This window comes from Streptomyces sp. NPDC037203 (genome assembly GCF_055605065.1).
Genome location: NZ_JBVJUC010000001.1, coordinates 15,274 through 32,361, shown reverse-complemented (window position 1 = coordinate 32,361; position 17,088 = coordinate 15,274). Strand labels below are relative to the sequence as shown.

The 17,088-nt window shown below is 70.4% G+C and carries 15 protein-coding genes and 8 pseudogenes; 14 read left to right on the top strand and 9 right to left on the bottom strand.

All coding sequences use genetic code 11. The features are described from left to right. Positions 1–64: 64 nt before the first annotated feature. Complete coding sequence (locus ACZ7EC_RS00200; protein ID WP_471055535.1) at positions 65–673, top strand: Rv1733c family protein; 609 nt, start codon at positions 65–67, stop codon at positions 671–673. On the opposite strand, the pseudogene ACZ7EC_RS00195 reads toward ACZ7EC_RS00200, so the two are convergent. After that, a pseudogene (locus ACZ7EC_RS00195) lies at positions 601–1,182 on the bottom strand (pirin family protein); the annotation flags it as partial. The gene ACZ7EC_RS00200 and the pseudogene ACZ7EC_RS00195 overlap by 73 nt on opposite strands. 17 nt (positions 1,183–1,199) lie before the next feature. Next, complete coding sequence (locus tag ACZ7EC_RS00190) at positions 1,200–1,451, bottom strand: MarR family transcriptional regulator (protein ID WP_471055532.1); 252 nt, start codon at positions 1,449–1,451, stop codon at positions 1,200–1,202. A gap of 272 nt (positions 1,452–1,723) precedes the next feature. Here ACZ7EC_RS00190 and ACZ7EC_RS00185 point away from each other — a divergent pair, with 272 nt between their 5' ends. Together ACZ7EC_RS00185 and ACZ7EC_RS00180 are read left to right on the top strand one after the other, a co-directional pair. Then, complete coding sequence (locus tag ACZ7EC_RS00185) at positions 1,724–2,095, top strand: ATP-binding protein (protein WP_471055529.1); 372 nt, start codon at positions 1,724–1,726, stop codon at positions 2,093–2,095. 98 nt (positions 2,096–2,193) lie between these two features. After that, positions 2,194–2,538, top strand: a pseudogene (locus ACZ7EC_RS00180) (hypothetical protein). A 383-nt stretch (positions 2,539–2,921) separates the two neighbouring features. On the opposite strand, the pseudogene ACZ7EC_RS00175 reads toward ACZ7EC_RS00180, so the two are convergent. Continuing rightward, positions 2,922–3,536, bottom strand: a pseudogene (locus tag ACZ7EC_RS00175) (TetR/AcrR family transcriptional regulator); the annotation flags it as partial. Between the two features lies 1 nt (position 3,537). Then, positions 3,538–3,780, bottom strand: a pseudogene (locus ACZ7EC_RS00170) (short-chain dehydrogenase/reductase); the annotation flags it as partial. Positions 3,781–3,879: 99 nt separating this feature from the next. Between ACZ7EC_RS00170 and ACZ7EC_RS00165 the strand changes: the two are divergent. From ACZ7EC_RS00165 to ACZ7EC_RS00150, 4 genes and pseudogenes are all read left to right on the top strand, one after another. Then, positions 3,880–5,067 carry a sensor histidine kinase gene (locus tag ACZ7EC_RS00165; RefSeq protein WP_471055527.1) on the top strand — a complete coding sequence of 396 codons (1,188 nt, stop codon included), beginning with the start codon at positions 3,880–3,882 and terminating at the stop codon, positions 5,065–5,067. After that, positions 5,060–5,725, top strand: a complete 666-nt coding sequence (locus ACZ7EC_RS00160; RefSeq protein ID WP_471055524.1) for a response regulator — start codon at positions 5,060–5,062, stop codon at positions 5,723–5,725. The genes ACZ7EC_RS00165 and ACZ7EC_RS00160 overlap by 8 nt, the downstream gene beginning before the upstream one ends. A gap of 224 nt (positions 5,726–5,949) precedes the next feature. Continuing rightward, complete coding sequence (locus ACZ7EC_RS00155; protein WP_471055521.1) at positions 5,950–7,230, top strand: serine hydrolase domain-containing protein; 1,281 nt, start codon at positions 5,950–5,952, stop codon at positions 7,228–7,230. A gap of 250 nt (positions 7,231–7,480) precedes the next feature. Next, a pseudogene (locus ACZ7EC_RS00150) lies at positions 7,481–7,690 on the top strand (IS630 family transposase); the annotation flags it as partial. Positions 7,691–7,742: 52 nt separating this feature from the next. On the opposite strand, the gene ACZ7EC_RS00145 reads toward ACZ7EC_RS00150, so the two are convergent. Both ACZ7EC_RS00145 and ACZ7EC_RS00140 read right to left on the bottom strand, forming a co-directional pair. After that, positions 7,743–8,399 (bottom strand): maleylpyruvate isomerase N-terminal domain-containing protein, encoded by a 657-nt coding sequence (locus ACZ7EC_RS00145; RefSeq protein WP_471055519.1) that lies wholly within the window; start codon positions 8,397–8,399, stop codon positions 7,743–7,745. A gap of 99 nt (positions 8,400–8,498) precedes the next feature. Next, positions 8,499–8,912, bottom strand: a complete 414-nt coding sequence (locus ACZ7EC_RS00140; RefSeq protein WP_471055516.1) for a MarR family winged helix-turn-helix transcriptional regulator — start codon at positions 8,910–8,912, stop codon at positions 8,499–8,501. Between the two features lie 107 nt (positions 8,913–9,019). Between ACZ7EC_RS00140 and ACZ7EC_RS00135 the strand changes: the two genes are divergently transcribed. From ACZ7EC_RS00135 to ACZ7EC_RS00120, 4 genes and pseudogenes are all read left to right on the top strand, one after another. Further along, positions 9,020–9,934 (top strand): alpha/beta hydrolase, encoded by a 915-nt coding sequence (locus ACZ7EC_RS00135; RefSeq protein WP_471055513.1) that lies wholly within the window; start codon positions 9,020–9,022, stop codon positions 9,932–9,934. 53 nt (positions 9,935–9,987) lie between these two features. Then, positions 9,988–10,236: pseudogene (locus ACZ7EC_RS00130) on the top strand (IS982 family transposase); the annotation flags it as partial. A 276-nt stretch (positions 10,237–10,512) separates the two neighbouring features. Further along, positions 10,513–11,886, top strand: a complete 1,374-nt coding sequence (locus ACZ7EC_RS00125; RefSeq protein WP_471055511.1) for an amidohydrolase family protein — start codon at positions 10,513–10,515, stop codon at positions 11,884–11,886. A gap of 37 nt (positions 11,887–11,923) precedes the next feature. Further along, positions 11,924–12,553, top strand: a pseudogene (locus ACZ7EC_RS00120) (alcohol dehydrogenase catalytic domain-containing protein); the annotation flags it as partial. Positions 12,554–12,740: 187 nt separating this feature from the next. On the opposite strand, the gene ACZ7EC_RS00115 reads toward ACZ7EC_RS00120, so the two are convergent. Further along, on the bottom strand, positions 12,741–13,145 hold the full coding sequence (locus ACZ7EC_RS00115; protein WP_471055508.1) for a winged helix-turn-helix transcriptional regulator: 405 nt from the start codon (positions 13,143–13,145) through the stop codon (positions 12,741–12,743). A gap of 146 nt (positions 13,146–13,291) precedes the next feature. Between ACZ7EC_RS00115 and ACZ7EC_RS00110 the strand changes: the two genes are divergently transcribed. Further along, complete coding sequence (locus tag ACZ7EC_RS00110; RefSeq protein ID WP_471055505.1) at positions 13,292–13,600, top strand: hypothetical protein; 309 nt, start codon at positions 13,292–13,294, stop codon at positions 13,598–13,600. A 409-nt stretch (positions 13,601–14,009) separates the two neighbouring features. Here ACZ7EC_RS00110 and ACZ7EC_RS00105 read toward each other — a convergent pair. After that, a pseudogene (locus ACZ7EC_RS00105) lies at positions 14,010–14,243 on the bottom strand (hypothetical protein); the annotation flags it as partial. Positions 14,244–14,849: 606 nt separating this feature from the next. On the opposite strand from ACZ7EC_RS00105, the gene ACZ7EC_RS00100 reads away from it, so the two are divergent. Then, positions 14,850–15,533, top strand: a complete 684-nt coding sequence (locus ACZ7EC_RS00100) for a polysaccharide deacetylase family protein (protein ID WP_471055503.1) — start codon at positions 14,850–14,852, stop codon at positions 15,531–15,533. Positions 15,534–16,105: 572 nt separating this feature from the next. On the opposite strand, the gene ACZ7EC_RS00095 is transcribed toward ACZ7EC_RS00100, so the two are convergent. Next, complete coding sequence (locus ACZ7EC_RS00095; RefSeq protein WP_471055500.1) at positions 16,106–16,624, bottom strand: winged helix-turn-helix transcriptional regulator; 519 nt, start codon at positions 16,622–16,624, stop codon at positions 16,106–16,108. A 102-nt stretch (positions 16,625–16,726) separates the two neighbouring features. Between ACZ7EC_RS00095 and ACZ7EC_RS00090 the strand changes: the two genes are divergently transcribed. Beyond that, a complete protein-coding gene (locus ACZ7EC_RS00090) occupies positions 16,727–17,083 on the top strand; it encodes a nuclear transport factor 2 family protein (RefSeq protein WP_471055498.1) in 357 nt (118 codons plus the stop codon). Positions 17,084–17,088 lie beyond the last annotated feature (5 nt).

The following is a 17,088-nucleotide window of genomic DNA, read 5'->3' as shown; positions in this document are numbered from 1 at the left end:
ATGCGCAGAGGTCGGCCCATGACTGACGACGACGGTTCTGCAGGAGGAACACACGCGACGGGCGGTGTGGACCGATGACACGGGCGCCTTCCGCGAACGTGCCCCCCTGTGGCTGTGGCGCTGGCGGCGCAACCCGCTCAGGCGGCACAGCGACGTCGTCGAGGCCTGGATCGTGTCGGCCGTCTGGGCGGTCGCCCTCCTCGGCGGAGTTCTCGCAGGTGTAGTGGCCGCACAGGGGGCGGACTCGGCACTCGCCGCCCGGCGCGCTCACGTGCACCCGGTATCCGCCGTACTCGACGATGACGCTGCGAGGACCCCGCCCGCCGGTGCGGGCGACGACAACGGCAGGGTGTGGGCAGCCGTGCGGTGGACGGACGGGGACGGCGCGGTGCACAAGGGACTGGTGAAGATCTTCCCGGTTGCCGCGGCGACGGTCTGGTCAGGTGGCCGTCTCATCCGTAGCCGGCTTCTGCGGCAGCGCTTGGCCGAATGGGACGAGGAGTGGAAGCGGATCGGTCCCGAGTGGCGGAACCTGAGCGAGCGGGGGCAGAGGCTGAGCACCTCCGGACGCCCTGGCCCGCGAATCCCTGTTGCCCCAGGTCAGCGCACCCTTCCGCGGGGCTTCAACGGTACCGGCGGCAGCTGCGGTGCGTGCAGCGGAGCCCCGTCGTAGCCCTTCACCTCGCCGAAACGAACCCCCTTCGCCCAGTCCTCGCGGGCCTGTTCGATCTCGGACTGGGTGCGGGCGACGAAGTTCCACCACATGATGAGCTCCTCGGCGAAGGGCTCGCCGCCCAGCAGCATGAGGCCGGCGTCGGACTCGGCGCGCAGGGGGAGTTCGGAGCGGCCGCAGCCGAGGTAGAGCATCGAGCCGGGCAGTACCGGTACGCCGTCCACGTGGACCTCCCCGGACATCGCGAGGACGCCGTACTCGAAGTCGGGGTCCACGGGCAGGCGGACGTCCGTGCCCCGGTGGAGTGCGAGGTCGGCGCCGACGATCGGGGTGTAGGCGGTGCCGGGGGAGACGGCGCCGTCGAGGTCCCCGAGGAGCACCGTGGCGGTCAGGCCGGGCGCGGTGACCGTGGGCAGCTCGGCGTGGAACTCGAACCGCGGGTCCGTGTGCCGGTGCGCGTCGGGCAGCGCCACCCACAGCTGGGCGCCGTGCAGGAGGCGGGCGTGCGACAGCGAAACCGCTGAGGTCAGCGCCCGCCGGCGTGCGAGGTGAAGACGTCCAGCAGTTCCCGCACGGGCACGTGTGCCTCCGCTGGATGGCGGAGGGTGCCGTCCGCGTAGAGGATGCAGCGAGTGCGCCGTCCCTCGCGTTCGCGGCGTATGCAGCCGGCCTGGTGGAGGTCGGTGACGATGCTCTGCACGGTGCGTTCGGTGATGTGGCAGACCGCGGCGATGTCGCGGAGCCGGGCGGCAGGGCCGCGCGCGATGGCGAACAGCACCCTGGGCGTGGTTGGTGAGGAAGTGTCACTGCCCGGCCTTCCTGAGTGGGAACACCCGCAGCACATTTCTGGAAACAGACCTCGCATGTTTGCGCGTGCTGCGGTGTTCCAGGGGTAGGCGGGGTGGGCACTGCTCGGCGCTTCGGAAGTGAGGCGGGTCCTTGGATGCTGCTGCCCGAAATGAGGACCAGGACCCACTGGTCGACCGTCCCATCAGGGCCGGAATCGCGTTCGAGGGCAAGGGCGGCGCGGAGATCGCTGAGGCTCGGGACATGGCCCGCGACTTCCTCACCTCCGTGCAGGCCGTGCACGGGCTGCCGGTGTCGGAACGAGCGATGGGCATGGTGCAGCTGGCCGTGAGCGAGCTGGTCACCAACGCCCGCAAGTACGCGCCAGGCCCGTCTCTGCTGAACCTGGAAATCGTCGAGGGCGCCGTCGAGATCAGCGTGTGGGACAGCAGCACCACCCTGCCGGCCATCGAGGCTGCCGACCCGGAACGGATCGGCCGACACGGCCTTGAGATCACCATGGCGGTGTCCCAGACGTTCTGTGTCCACCGGGAACCGGTGGGCAAGCGGATCACCGCCGTCATCGAGCTGGCCGACGACCCCGGCGGAGACGCTGCCGGCCGACGACCCTCCTGACCCGCCCTCTAAGCCGGAGGTCGGCACCAGAACAACCCAAGCCGTCCCTGTTCGAACCCTGAGCTGGGCAACGCGCAGCTCAGGGTAGAAAACAGACACTGAACACCCCGGACGAACGCCCCAACCCCGACGACGCACTCGCCCGCGCCCGAGCCGACCGCGAGCAGATGGCCGCCGCGCTCACCGAGGCTCAGGAAACCGATCCCGACGAGCCCGTGGGGTAGCAGCCGATCTGGAAACGGCCCCGGAAACCGAAGTCGAAGGCCGCGAAGAAGGCGGGCCCGCGCAAGCAGCGGAAGCGACTCCAGGAAGCTGCCAAGCGCCGCCCCGCCACCGGGAACTCACGCCGGCCCCGCTTCCGGCAAAGCCGGATCGGGAACGCGGCCGCCCGCCGAGCCCGTGCCCTGTCCCGAGTGAGGCACTCCAACGCCTGGCCGTGGTGACGATGCCGGGCACCGTCCACTCCGGGCGGTGCGGTGGAGCGCACCACAGTGGTGTGGTGGTGCACCTGGGGTGCGCGCCCCACCAGCGTGACGTCGAGCGTCTCCCGGCTGCCCCACCCGGCGGTGAACGTCCAGCCCGTCCACGGATGTCCACCCCGCCCTGCCGCGAGCAGACCGCCGACCGCAGCGCTGGCCGTCTGGGCGAGGGTGGTCGTGCGGCCGACGCACTGAAGACGGTCTTCGTCGTCGTACCTGCCGAGTAGCACGGTCCGCGGGGAGCTCAGGGCGCCGGTGATCGCGACGACGATCGCCTCGCTCGTCTCACGGACGCCCGACCGGAACTTCATGGTGGCGCGCCCCACTGCGTCCATGGCAGATACCTCAGTGGTCGGCCCGGTGCTGGTCAGCCAGATGTGTTCGCATGTCGCCGACGCATCGTGGAGCTCTTCGCGGGATTCCTGTGAGGCGTGGTAGAAGGCCCGCTCGATCATCCAGTACAGGGCGCGTGCCATCGCCGGGGCCTCGTCCGGTGCGGTGCCGACCTGGATGCCGGCGCGTTCCAGGACGGCGGTGATAGCCGCGATGAACAGGTCAGCCGTGTGGTTCCACAGCTCGCCGGTCTCCGGCACGGTCAACGACAGGCCGATCACCGTGCGCATGACCAGGCCGTGCTCATTCCACAGCCCGACCGTGCGCTGCATGGCCGCCGCGATGGCCCGGCGCGGCGCGTCGGCCTCCGTGGTGGCCTTCGACCGCTCCCGCAGGTACTCGACGGTCCGGGCCACCAGTGCCGTGACCAGTTCTTGCCTGGATCCGTAGTAGAAGTACAGCGCGCCGCGGGTGATGCCGGTGCCCTGGGCGATGGCGCCGACGGTCACGGCGTCGTAGCCCTTGTGGGCCAGCAGGGCCCCGCAGGTGTCGGGGATGGCCCGTTCCCGGACGTCGCCTTTGCGTTCGGCGGCGCGACGGCTCGGCGCGGGGTGGTGGCGGCCGGGCATCAAGCTGCGCGCCGTCGGCGAAGTCGGTCGTACGGGAGAGCGCCTCCCCTGCGCGGATGTCCTCGTCCGCGGCCGTGCGGGCGGCGGTGGCCAGTCGCAGTGCGTCCGAGCCCAGGACGAGGGGGGCCGGCGGGCGCTCGACCGAAGCGATGGGCACGAGGGCGTCGCCGGCCTTGGCCGGATTGCCCAGCTGGTTGCCGTTGGCCTTCTGCCGCGCTTCGCGGATGGGCGCGAACAACTCGGCGACGGATCTGGTCCGGTCCTCCGCACGGGAGGTTGCGCGAAGTGGCTCTTTGGAGGGACGAAGACCTGTGTGCGAGGTCGTAGTGTCGGACGGATGAGAATGAGGGACGGCAGGTGGCCCGGGTGGGGTGCCGATGCCGGGTTGGTCGTACTGACGTTTGTGCCGGCGCTGCTGTCGCAGCCGTACGTGGACACCTCCGGGCCGGCCTGGGTATCGCTCATGGCGTACGAGGCGGTGGGCGTGGTGGTTGTCCTGCTGCGGCGGCGGCTGCCGGCCACCGTCTTCGTCGTGGGTTTCGGGGCTCTTCTGGCGGCGCTGGTGGGGAGTGCGGGCGAGGGGGCCAAGCTGTCGCCGCTGGTCTTCCTGCCGCCGGCGGTGCTGCTCTACAACCTGGGCCACCACGGCGTGAGCTGGCGGCGGACCGTGTCGGCGGTCCTCGGCGTCGCCATGCTGAGCGTGGCCGGCCTGTGGCTGAACCGGATGACGACCGACTCCGGCGACTTCCAGGGCGGCCTGGACGTCCTCGCCGCGCTGGCCCCGATGCCGCTGGCCTGGGTGATGGGGTTCGCCGCGCGCACCCGGCAGGAACTGCTGGCCGCGGCCGAGCGGCGGGCGGCCGACGCGCGCCGGGCACAGGCCCTGGAGGCGGCACAGGCCACGCAACGCGAGCGGACAAGGATTGCGGGTGAGATGCACGACGTGGTCGCGCACTCGCTGACCCTGCTCGTCGTGCACGCAGAGACGCTGCGGGCCCGCGGCGGCGAGCTGCCCGACTGGGCCCGTGCCCAGGTCGACGGCCTTGCGGCGGCGGGCCGGCAGAGCAGCGGCGAGCTGCGTGACTTGCTGCGGATGCTGCGCGACCCCGCGGACGCCGTCCCGCTCCAGCCTGTGCCGGGCCTCGGTGATCTGGACGCGTTGCTGGACAGTCACCGTGCCGCGGGCGGAACGGTCGAGCTGACGACGGAGGTCGTGCCGGAGTCCGTGCCGGGGCCGGTCCAGCTGGCGGTATACCGCGTCGTGCAGGAGGCACTGGTCAACGCCCGCCGGCACGCGCCCGGAGCGCCTGTCCAGGTGACCGTCCGCGGCAAAGATGGTGGAGAGCTGCGGTGTGAGGTCGTGAACGGCCGCGGCGTGCGGCAGGCCGCGGCCGGCGCGGGCATCGGGCTCGGCCTGGTCAGCATGGAGGAGCGGGTGGGCGCGCTGGACGGCGAACTCATCGCGGGCCCCACCGGTGACGGCGGCTTCCGTGTTGCGGCGACGATGCCCTGGGAGCGTGCGGATGCCTGAGCAGATCAGTGTGCTCGTCGTGGACGACGAGCCGGTCATCCGCGCCGGACTGAGCGCGATCCTGGACAGCCAGACGGACATCACCGTGGCAGGCACCGCGGACGACGGTGAGCAAGCCGTCGAGGCGTGCGTGCGGCTGCGGCCGGACGTGCTGCTGATGGACATTCGCATGCCGCGCCGCAACGGCCTGTGGGCCCTGGCCGAGCTGGGCCGCCGGGGTCTGCTCGGGTCGGGGCGCAGCCGGGTGCTCATGCTGACGACGTTCGACCTGGACGAGTACGTCGATGACGCGTTGGCGGCCGGGGCGTCCGGATTCCTGCTGAAGAACAGCTCCTACGAGGAGCTGACCGGGGCCGTCCGTGCCGCGGCGGCCGGGCACAGCGCGCTGAGCCCGGCGGTGACCCGGCGGATCATCCAGGGCCATCTCAGCAGCCGGCGCCAGCCCAGCGACCATGACCTGGCCCGACTGAGGGACCTGACCGAGCGGGAGGTCGACGTGCTGCGTCTGATCCGGGACGGGCTGAGCAACGCCGAGATCGCCGACCGGCTCGTGGTGAGCCTGCACACGGTCAAGACGCACGTCAGCCGCGTGCTCACGAAAACCGGCTGCCAGAGCCGGGCACAGGCAGCGGTGCTGGCCAGGAACACCCTGTCCTGACCCGCCTGCGGCCGGAGGGCGGGCCGGCGGGCCGCCGTACCCCGCGGGGTCACTCCAAGGAGTGACCCCGCGCCGGTGGGAAGCCCGCCATCGAGCGATGTACCAGCGGCGCGCCACTGACTGAATGGATGGCGTGCGCGGGACCCGCCGAACGGCCGCTCATCAGGAGATCGTCCGGCCCCTCGACGCACGCAGCACATCGCCACGCGCCGAAGGGAACTGCCATGTCCGCACCCACACTGTCCCGCCGCCACCGAATCCGCCGCGGAGCGCTGGCCATCGCCTTGACGACCTGCCTGGGCGCGGCGCTCGCGAACTGCTCGGACGAGGCCGAACCGGCGGCCGGGCAAAGCGCGGCGAGCCCGGCGGCCGACGCGCGGCTGGCCCGCCTCGCGCAGCAGGCGGCAGACACCGGCTCCCTGGGCGTCATCGTCCGGGTCGACTCCGGCGACGGGAAGCCCGTCGAGATCGCCAAGCAAGCCGCCTGGACCAAGGACGACCACCGCCTCGCCGCCGGCGACCAGTTCCGAGTCGGGTCCAACACCAAGACGCTCACCGCGACCCTCGTCCTGCAGCAGGTCGCCCAGCAGAGGATCAGCCTCGACGACACGGTCGAGAAGTGGCTGCCCGGCCTGGTCAAGGGCGGTGAGCACATCACGGTACGGATGCTGCTCAACCACACCAGCGGCCTGGGAGACTTCCTGCTGACGCCCCAGTTCCTGCCCTCGCTCACCGGTCAGGAGCAGCGCACATGGAACCCGGAGGAACTTCTCGCCACCACTCCCGAGCAGGACCCGCCGACCGAGCCGGGCGAGAAATACTCTTACAGCAACGCCAACTACGAGGCCCTCGGGCTGATCTTGGAAAAGGCCACCGGAAGCAGCCTGGCAGAGTTGATCGAGCAGAAGATCACCAAGCCGCTCGGCATGAAGGACTCGTTCCTGGCCACGGACGCGGCCTGGCCCGCCGGGAAACGCCACGCGACCGGCTACGAGCCGGACGCCAAGCGCCTGAAGGCCCTTCTTTCCGGGACCGTGGACCTGCCCGAGGGCGTCGGATTCGCCGGGCCCGAACGCCCCGGAAACAACATCGACACCGCCGCCATCGACCCGAGCTGGTCGTGGGCGGCAGGCGGTATGGTCTCCACCGCTCAGGACTGGCAGCGCTTCCTCACCGCGCTCATGTCCGGCCGGTTGCTGCCCGAGGCCCAGATGAAGCAGATGCGCACCACCGTGGACGCCCCCGAGGAAGGCGGCGGCTACGGTCTGGGCCTGCTGAAGGTGGACACGCCCTGCGGCACGGTCTGGGGTCACACCGGAGGCCTGCCCGGCTACTCCAGTGAGATCTACACCGACGCCACCGGCACCCGTAGTGTCGCGGTCTTCACCATCACGAACTTCGGCATCAAGGAAAAGAAGGCCGCCACCGCGAACAAGGCCCTCGTCGACGCCGCGACCTGCCAAATGCTCGGCAAGCCCAAGCCCTCGGACACCCCGACCGGTTGAGGGCCGCGGACGTTGGCCACCTCCGCCGACCGCCTCGCTGCCAACCTGCCCATGACGGCTGCCTTCCACGCGCGTTCTGCACGAGAGGCCGACGACCCGCATGCCGCGCCGCTTCCTGAGGCATCGGCACCAAAGACCGGCACTAGCGGAACAACGGGAGCGAATCCTGGTGGAAGAAGCCGCCAAGGACGCTCAGTCGGACGCCCTTACTCGGCGGCCACCGTCGCCTGCCACGCGCCGGGGCGCATCCGCCTCGTGGGCCAACCCGATCGAGGCCCACTTCGGACCGCTGAGGCAGTTCACCATCACCAACTCCAACCACCCCAACCGCACCGTGCAGACCAAGGCCCTGCACGCCTACCTGTGCTGGCGCAACGCCAACGCCCGCCACCGCGACGTCCTGGCCGCCGAACGCCAGGAACGCGCCCGCATCCGAAGCGAAAAAGGGAGCCGTTGGGGTGACCTCAGCAGCAGCTCCGACCTGACCTCTCCTTGCGGCGGAGCAGCTGAGCCTATGCCCGGGGTGTGCCGTCCCAGCGCCATGTGGTGCGACGAGGATGTCCGGGTAGTTCGGCGCGTCCGGTGGCCCACAAGAGGGTGAGCCAGGGGTCCGTGGGCGACGGTGCATCCGGAAACAGCCGGGCGAGCACCCGAGAACACAGATCGGCAGGCGGGCTCCATGCGAGACCGAGCCCTTGTGCAAGGTCGTGCGTGTGCACCAGGGTCTCCACGATCCCCATTGCGGCGAAGCCTTCGGGGTCCGAGACGCCGAAGACGTGGTGGGCGCGGGTCTGCGGAGGCGTCGTGCGCACCATGGCGACCAGCAGCGCGCCGCTTGCTTCCAGGACCTGCAGCAGGCCGGCGGGCCCCGCCGCGCGGTTCGCGTGAATGGCGTTTGCTGGGCCGCCGGGCCGACGGCTCTCCCATACGAAGGGCACCTCGCCATCCAAGGGCGGTGTTTTGGGGCCCAGTTGCGCAGCGTAGGCGAAGAGGTCGTCGCTGAGGTGCTCGACGGTTTCCCAGCAGTCCCATTCCAGCGAGCCGGCCTTTCCTTCCCACGCGGCTGGGGGCGCCTCGCGAAGGACTGCCACAGCGAGTTGCACGGCAAGGTCGAGGTCGTCCGCGGTGACGGAGGGCTGGGAGAGGGCAGTATCGGCTGATCGGGACATGGCAGGACCGTACCTCGCCCGGGGAAGCGACCCCTCCTTTTTGATCACCGGCCCTCAACCCGGCAAAGGTTCGCGGTCACAGCACTAGTGACCATGGACTCATGCGGGCGAGAGCATCTCCTGAAGGATGCGCTGCAGCTCGGTGCGGTCCTGGGGGGTGACCCTCGCCAACCTGTGGTCGTACTCCGCCGCGAGGGCTGCAAGTGCTCGATCGCGTGCTTTCGTGCCCTCGTCGGTCAGTACGAGCCGGTGACGCCGCAGGTCCGCCTCGTCGATCTCGCGGCGGATGAAGCCCTTGGCGACGAGGTTGCGGACGTAGACCGTCACGCTCGCCTTGGGCAGCAGCAGCGCGGTCGCGATCTCGGCCGGATACGGCGATGCCTCCACCTCGGCCAGGACGAAGAACTCCTTCGTCTCCAACCCGAGTTCGGCCAGCTCCTCCGTGCAGGCATCCATCACGACTGCCAGCAGCCGCTGGTTCAGCGTCCACAGCTGCGCCCCGTCGACCGACATGCGACCCCTCCATCCATACGGTACAGTTTCGTATTAGTTTCAGATCGTACAAACTGTATTTTGTACTGGACTTCTATGGAACAACAATCTCACGAAGGAAGCCAGGCATGATTCAGCACCTCACGCTCCCGCGCGGTCCCATCGACCTCGCCGCTGACCTCCACCTGCCCGACAACGCCGACGGCAGCGCACCGCTGCGCGCCGTCGTGCTCTCCACCCCGGGCAGCAGCGTGAAGGAGCAGATCGGCGCCAACTACGCCTCCCGTCTCGCCGCCCGCGGCATCGCGGCGCTCGTCTTCGATCCCGCTCATCAAGGGCAGAGCGGCGGCGAGCCACGCGACCTCGAAGACCCCTATCGCCGCGGTGAGGACATCTCCTACGCCATCGACGCGCTCACCACGACCCCCGGCATCGACCCGCAGCGCATCGGCGTCCTCGGTATCTGCGCCGGCGGCGGCTACGCCGTGCACACCGCCCGCACGGACCACCGCATCAAGGCGGTCGGAACCGTAGTCCCCGGCAACATGGGCACCTCGTTCCGCAGCTTCCAGCCCGACGGCCCGGCCGCCGCACTCGACGCCCTCGCCGACGCGCGCATCGAAGAGGCCGGCTCCGGTGAGCTCACCCGTGCGAACTGGCTGCCCGACACCCTGGAGGACGCCGCGGCAGCCGGTCTGACCGATATCGACACCACGCAGGCGATTACCTACTACCGCACCGAGCGGGGCGGCAACGAGCACTCCACCAACCGCCGCCTCTCGCGCAGCGACTCCCTCCTGCTGGGCTACGACGCGTTCCACCTGGTCGACCAGCTCATGACCCAGCCACTGCAGGTCATCCTCGCCGGACGCACCGGCAACACCGGCTCCTACGAGGCGGGCATGCAGCTGTGGAAGATGGCCCCCAACCCGGTCGACCTCATGGTGATCGAGGGCGCCGGCCACTACGAGATGTACGACGAGCCCGAATACGTCGACGCCGCCGTCGAACGTCTCACCAACTTCTACGTCAACAACCTGTAAGGCATCCAACCCGGCGAACCTTCCCGGTCAGAGCACTGGGCGAGTAGTTCCGAATGCGGGGTTCACGGATGCGGGAGGGTGTCCAGCATCGGGTTGTGACGACCGAGTCAGATGCCGAACTGGTCACCCTGGCCGTAGCCCAGGCCATGCTGGGCTTCCACTGCGAGGCCCGCTGGCTGCGCTTCGCCCATGCCCACCTGCACGGACTGTTGCCCTACCTGCCCCAGCGCCCCGCCTGCAACAAGCGTCCGCGGGCCGCGCTGGGCCTGGTCAAACGGGCCATCCGGTCCCTGGCTACGGACAGGGGATTGTCCGGCGGGGCCCGCGCAGCCATAGCCGGACCGCGGCCAGGATGGCCGCGGCATGGAAGACGTACGCCCTCTGGTCGTAGCGGGTGCCCCCAACACGGTTGGATCGCCCGTGGGAAGCACTGCGGGGCCCCATGGTGGTTCTCCGGGTGATACCAGGGCAGTTCGAAGTGCCTTCTTGCCGCTCTGGTCCGGGCGCCGCACGCTGGTGGTGGTATTCATCAGGAACCACCCTGCCGGGCTCTATGGTCCGGCGGCGAAGGGAAGCGCGTGTCCAGCAGCAGCGACATCCTCATCACCGGCGGCCACGTCGTCACCCTCGACCCCGCGCTGGGCGACCTGCCCGGCGGTGACGTCCTCGTACGCGACGGCAGGATCGCCGCCGTCGGGAGCGTCGCCGAGGAGCAGGCGGCCGGCGCGCGGCGGATCGACGCGCGCGGCCGCGCCGTCATCCCCGGCATGGTCGACACCCACCGGCACGTCTGGCAGGGCGCGCTCGCCGGCAGCACCGGGAACGCCTCGCTCCTGGGCTACGTGGGACGAGTCGTGCAGGGCCTCGCTCCGGGCTACACTCCCGAGGACGTCTACGCCGGCACCCTGTGGGGCGCTCTCCAGGCCCTGTACAGCGGCGTGACCACGATCGCCGACTGGGCGCACAACGTCCGCAGCCCCGAGCACACCGACGCCAACGTCCGTGCCCTGCGCGACTCCGGCGTCCGAGCCATCTTCTTGCATGGCGGCCCCGGCACCGACACCGCCGGCTTCTTCGGCACCGGCACCCACCCCGATGACGCCCGCCGCGCCCGCGACGAGCTGTTCGGAGCCGGCACCGACGACCGGGTGCGGATGGGCCTGGCCCTGCGCGGCCCCGCGTTCACCTCCGCCGAGGCGACGGCGGAAGACTTCGCGTACGCCCGCGACCTGGGCCTGCCGATCTCCGTGCACGTCGGCATGGCCGGCTTCCCTGGCTCGGTCGAGGCGCTGCACCGGCACGGCCTGCTCGGACCCGACGTCAACCACGCGCACGCCAACCAGCTGACCGAACGGGAGCTGGGCCTGATCGCCGACAGCGGCGGCTCGGTCGCCGTCACCGCGAGCACCGAGATGCTCATGGCCCTCGGCACCTACCCGGCGACCGGCGCGGTCCTGCGCCACGGCATCGCCGCCGGCCTCGGCGCCGACACCACCACGAGCGCCGGCGCCGACCTGTTCAGCGAGATGCGCCTGGCGCTGGCCGCAGAGCGCTCCCGCGCCACCCGCGAGGCCGTCGAACGCGACGAGGCGGTCGCCGAGGTGCCCCTCGACCAGCGCGACATGCTGCGCCTGGCCACCGTGGGCGGCGCCCGCGCCTGGCACCTCGACGACGAGATCGGCACCCTCACCCCCGGCAAGCGGGCCGACATCGCCGTCGTCGACATGCGCGCCCCCCACCTTGACGGCTACGGCGATCCCGTCGCCACCCTCGTCCTCGGCGCCGGCCCCTCCGACGTCGAGACGGTCCTCGTCGGCGGCGACGTCGTCAAGGACGGCGGCGTGCTCGTCGGACCGTACGCGCAGTCCGCCCGCGCGCTTGTCGACGCCTCCCGGCGCCGTATCGCGGAACGCGCAGACCGGTCACCCGTACGAAGCCGGAAAGGAGCTTGAACGCGCATGATGCGCAGCTACCGGCGTATGGCGCCGGGTGTCCTCGAGGGAGTCGAGCTTCCCGTTCCCGAGCCCGGCCGCCGGGGAGGTGCTCCTGGCGGTCGCCGCGGTGGGGCTGTGCCACACCGACCTGGCGATCCTCGACGCGCCAGCCGGAGCGTTCCCTGTACCGCTCACTCTCGGCCACGAGATCAGCGGTCGCGTCGCCGCGACCGGGCCCGAGGTGACCGGCTGGGAGTCCGGACGTGCGGCGGTCGTATTCGCGCTGGAGTCCTGCGGCGCCTGCCGGGCCTGTCTGGGCGGTGGGGGCAGCGGCCTCACCTTGGGGCCGGAGGCTGACCTGGTACGTTCCGCGCCCCTGCCGGACGCGGGACTCTCGCCCGATCACGGGATTCGTGGCCATCTGGCGGTGCAGATCCTGCGGGCCACCACAACCGCTGAAGTGATCGCCGCCGATACCCACGACGGCGCCCTGGAACTGGCTCGCCGCGTCGGGGCGCACCACACGGTCCGCTCTGGAACCGACGCGGCCGCCGCTGTCCGGCGGATCGCCGGCCCGGCACCCTGCGGTGCTGACACCGTCATCGACTGCGTGGGGGCGACGGCAACCCTGGAGCTGTCCCGCGCCGCCGTCGCGAAGGGCGGCCACGTCCTCTTGGTCGGGCTGGGCGCCGGTCGGCCGCTCATGAGCCCCGCGCCGGGTAGCCCGTCCTCCCGGCCGAGGCGAGCCTGCGCCAGTCCTTCTGGGGATTGCGCGGAGAGCTCGCCGACGTCGTGGCCCTCGCTTCGACCGGCCGCCTCGCCCCCGCCGTCGAGCGGTTCGCGTTCGAGGACGTACCGGGCGCCTGTGACGGCTACGCCGCGGCGGCATCACGGGACGCGCCGTCGTCGTCTTGTGAACCCGCCGCGCTGCTGTCGTGCGCGGCACGAGCCCGCACGATGCCCTCCAAGTGGTCCTCGGTCCACTGGACCAGGTCGTAGAGCACCGTGTGCAGGGAGTCGCCTGACTCGGTCAGCGCGTACTCCACCCGCGGCGGCACACTCGGGTAGACGGTCCGGATCACGAGCCCGTCGCGCTCCAGATTCTTCAGGGTGCGGCTTAGCATCCGCTGCGTGATCCCCTCGGTGCGGCGCCGCAACTCGTTGAACCGCACCGGACCGTCCGACAGCCGGCAGATCACCGTCACCGACCACTTGTCGCCGACCGTGGCCAGCACCTCCCGCAACATCCCCGAGGCGCTGTCTGGCCTTGTCACCATCTCCGCCATGCCCACTCACACATCGTCTACAGCCACCTGTCCAGGGTTGTCCCATCCAGTACCTCCTGTATACCACCCTGCGGTACGTCCGGAGAGGACGACCGCCCACGCGGGACACTCTCCTGGACCTGGAGGACCACCAGTTGGTGAGGATCGAGTCGGTGCAGGAGGACCAGCGGCAGGTGTGGGTGCTCACCGCCAGAGGGCACCGCGAGGCGAAGCAACTGCGGGAGCCGAAGGGCATACAGGTCTCGGTGCTACGCAAGCAGGAGTACGACCCCGTCACGGGGGAGCTGCTCGGCACCGGCTACGACGATCACGCCGCGGCGGTCACCTCGACGGCCGCCGAACTCCACCGCGCCGGGATCGGTCACCGGCTCGGCAACGCCTTCGTGCAGCGGGCCGACTTGGTGGTGCGGGCGCCGGAGGCCGGGGTGCTGGTGCTGCTGCTGTAGATCGACCGCTGTACGGAGGAGGCGCACGCCCTGGTCGCCAAGCTGCGCCGGTACTGGGAGTGGGGCCGGCTGCTGCCGAAGGACGCGGACAAGCACACCGTGGACCTGGTCCGCTTTCGGCCGGACGCGCTCGACCAGCTGGTCGGCCACGAGAAGCGGCTGTGGCGCCGGGTCTACCCGCCGACCGGCCGGGAGGGCCTGGTGCCACTCGCGTTCGTGTTCGCGGACACCACCGAGGCGAAGGTCGCCAACGTGGTCGCCGTGTTGGAGGAGGCCGGCCGCCGCTACTGGGCGCCGCGCCGGTACGACACCCCCTACGAGAAGGCGGTCACCGCGCGGGACTACAGCCAGTCGGTGCCCGTCGTGGTCACCACTCTGGGGCAGCTCCAGGAGCACGGCGCCGACGCGGCGGTGTGGCGGCGGCGTCGGCGGCGACCAGGTCCGCCAGGTCCTCGCGCCGGCATACCTCGGCGGCCTGACCGGGGTGGTGCAGCGTCCCGTCCGGGTTCGCGCTCAGGTCTACCAAGAGGCCGCGGTCGACGAACCGCCGCACCACGAACGCCGTCACGTTCGCCTTCTCGCCGATCACATTCGGGGTGCCGAGCGCTTCCGCGATGCGGTCCGCCGCCGCGCCGCCACCGATTGATTGTTCGTTTCGCGGGTGGCCCGCTCGTCGGGATCGAGTCGGAGACCACCGACGCCCCGTGGGCCGGAGGGTGGCCCACGGCTGGTGACGCCGACTGGGGCCGGTACGTCTCGGTGCACCGCGACCCGGCGACGGGCATCGTCCTGGCGGAGGTCCGGGTTACCGTCCCGCGCCGCCCGTAGCAGCCCGCCGCCGCGCGGCTGACGTACGAGACCCCGGAAGTCGTCCTGGAGGTGCCTCTCGTTCCATGCGCGACGGTGCCGTCGGCGCCGGCGGAAGCACCGACCATCGCTGTTGCCACCTTCCCCTGCGGGAATACGCCGCTCCGGATGTCATCCGCTGCACATGACGACTGAACGCGCCACCGCACCTTCCGGGCTGGTGGAGCGGCTGTGTGATCACCACTGCGAAGTCTGGGCGAGGCCGCACCGCGGGTATAGCCTTGAGAGGATGCGGGCCCGTAGTGTCCCTCGCCGACCGCGTCGCGCGGCGAGCAGAGGGGTTCTAGCCATCTTCGTGGCGGTCCAGTTCGCGGCTGTGGGTATGCCGTCCGCAGCGTCCGCGGCGGCTGCTCCTGGTGGCGAGTGCGCGGTTGTCAGGTGTGTGGCGTTGACCTTCGACGACGGCCCCACCCAGTACACGCCGCCCATCCTTCGAGCGTTGGAAGCCCACCACGCCGTGGCGACGTTCTTCGTGATCGGCCCCCACGCTCTGCTGCGGTCGGCGGTGGTCCGGCGCGAGCAGCGTGACGGCGACGCGATCGGCGATCACACCGTCACTCACCCCCACCTCACAGCTGTCTCTTCGGCCAGGATTCTCTCCGAGCTTGACGGCGCGGCGCGGGACATCGCTTCGGTCACCGGCCACCGCCCGCGGCTGCTGCGGCCACCTTTCGGCGCCTACAACGCGCGTGTGAGCGCCGTAGCCGGGCGCGTGGGACTGGCCGTGGTGATGTGGAGTGTGGACCCCCAGGACTGGAAGAGGATTACACCTCAGGCCATCGAGCAGCGGGTCATCAACCGCGTACGCCCAGGCGACATCGTCGTTCTGCACGACCGGTACGCACGCACCCCGAAGGCGCTTCCGCTCATCCTCACCGACTTGGCTGGCCGCGGCTACACCTTCGTCACTGTCCCCCAGCTGCTCGCCGGGAGTGGGGGAACCTGGCCCGGCGTGGTCTACCACCACGGCCCGAGAATTCTGATCCCGCCACATCCTCAGCATCGGCCACGTCATACCGGCTCTCTTGGGTACGACTACGGCACCCATGTCGGGTCCGCAGCCTGATGGGGGTGCCTGGGATGCCGGCTCGCGTTGACGGCATGCGGTGAGCGGTCCGCCGACGGGGGACGGCGGACCGCTCGGTGCTGGGATTAGGCGCGGCTGACGGGGCCTGGTGCCGGACCTGTCAGCGGCGATGCCGTGGGAGCGCCGGCGGACGTGGTGTCCGGTTGATGGGCCGTCATCGCCTCGCGCGTGCTCTCAGCACGGATCTCGCGGCGCCCGCCACTACCAAGCCCTGGTCACCATCGCCTGCCTACAACTCTGGCTGCCCTGACTTTGCGGACACGACCTAGTGCTGTGACCGCATAGGTTCACCGGGTTGCTCGTTGTGCAGGTTGGAAGCGATATCGGGTTCCAACCTGCAGGGAGGCGGGATGGCACCACCGGTCAGCTTCACTCTGATTGGGGGATTGATCGGTCTCCTTGCGATCGCCCCCGACGACGGGGGCGCTGACCTCACTGCGGGGTGCGGTCCTCAACCGTTCTTCGCTCTGCAGAGACCACGTCGAGCCAGCTCGGCACCCGGAGGCAGCTCGACTGAACTGGGCCCCGCCGAACACTCGCGCGGGACATGCCTACTGCGTGTCGGTCGCGCTCGGCGGTTGTCCGCGCAGTTCGTTGTACCGCGAGCGCATGGCGGTGCTCGCGGCCGGGCCGGCGGTGAAGACGAACGCCTCGCTGTCGTCGAGGCGTCTTCCCGTGCGAGCGTCGACCAGGACCGGCTCGACCTCCTCCCCGCTGGCGGCGTCCACGAGGATCATCGATCGCTCCTGCGGCGCCAGGTGCCTGTTCCCCCAGGCGGCGAGAGCCACGATCACCGGCCGCAGTGACCTGCCGCGCTCGGTGAGCACGTACTCGTAACGAGCCGGCCTGTCCTGGTAGAGGCGTCGTTCCAGCAGCCCGTCCGCGACCAGCGTCTTCAGTCGTGCGGTGAGCATGCTCGTGGAGATGTTCAGGTTCTGCTGGAACTGATCGAAGCGCGTGTAGCCGTCGAAGGCGTCATGCAGGATCAGCAGCGTCCACCACTCGCCGACGTGCTGCGCCGTCGTCGACAGCGGACACTCCCGGTCCTCCAGTCGTATGCGGCTCGGCATGCCACCTCCAGAAGTTACTGCTAACGTAGAAGTTACTAGCTTCTATTTTAGCAGTAGCCGGATCCCGCATCCATGCGCGGACACCGCACGGAGGAAGAGCTCATGACCCAGCACCCGACATCGATCGATCCCGCCGACCTGCCCGAGGCGATCACCGGCTACCTGGCGGGCCGCGCCGCCAAGGACGCCTCGGCCGCCGCGACGACCTTCGCGCCGCAGGCCACCGTCACAGACGACGGGCAGACCTACGAAGGGGCCGACGCCATCACCGGCTGGCTCGGACGGACCGACACCGAGTACACGTACACCACCACGCTGCTCGGTGCCGAACGGGACGCAGCCGACCAGTACACCGTCCACCAGCGCCTCGAAGGGGACTTCCCCGGCGGGAGGGTCGACCTGCGCTACCGCTTCACCCTGGCCGACGGACTGATCGGCGAACTGAGCATCGCCCCCTGACCGGC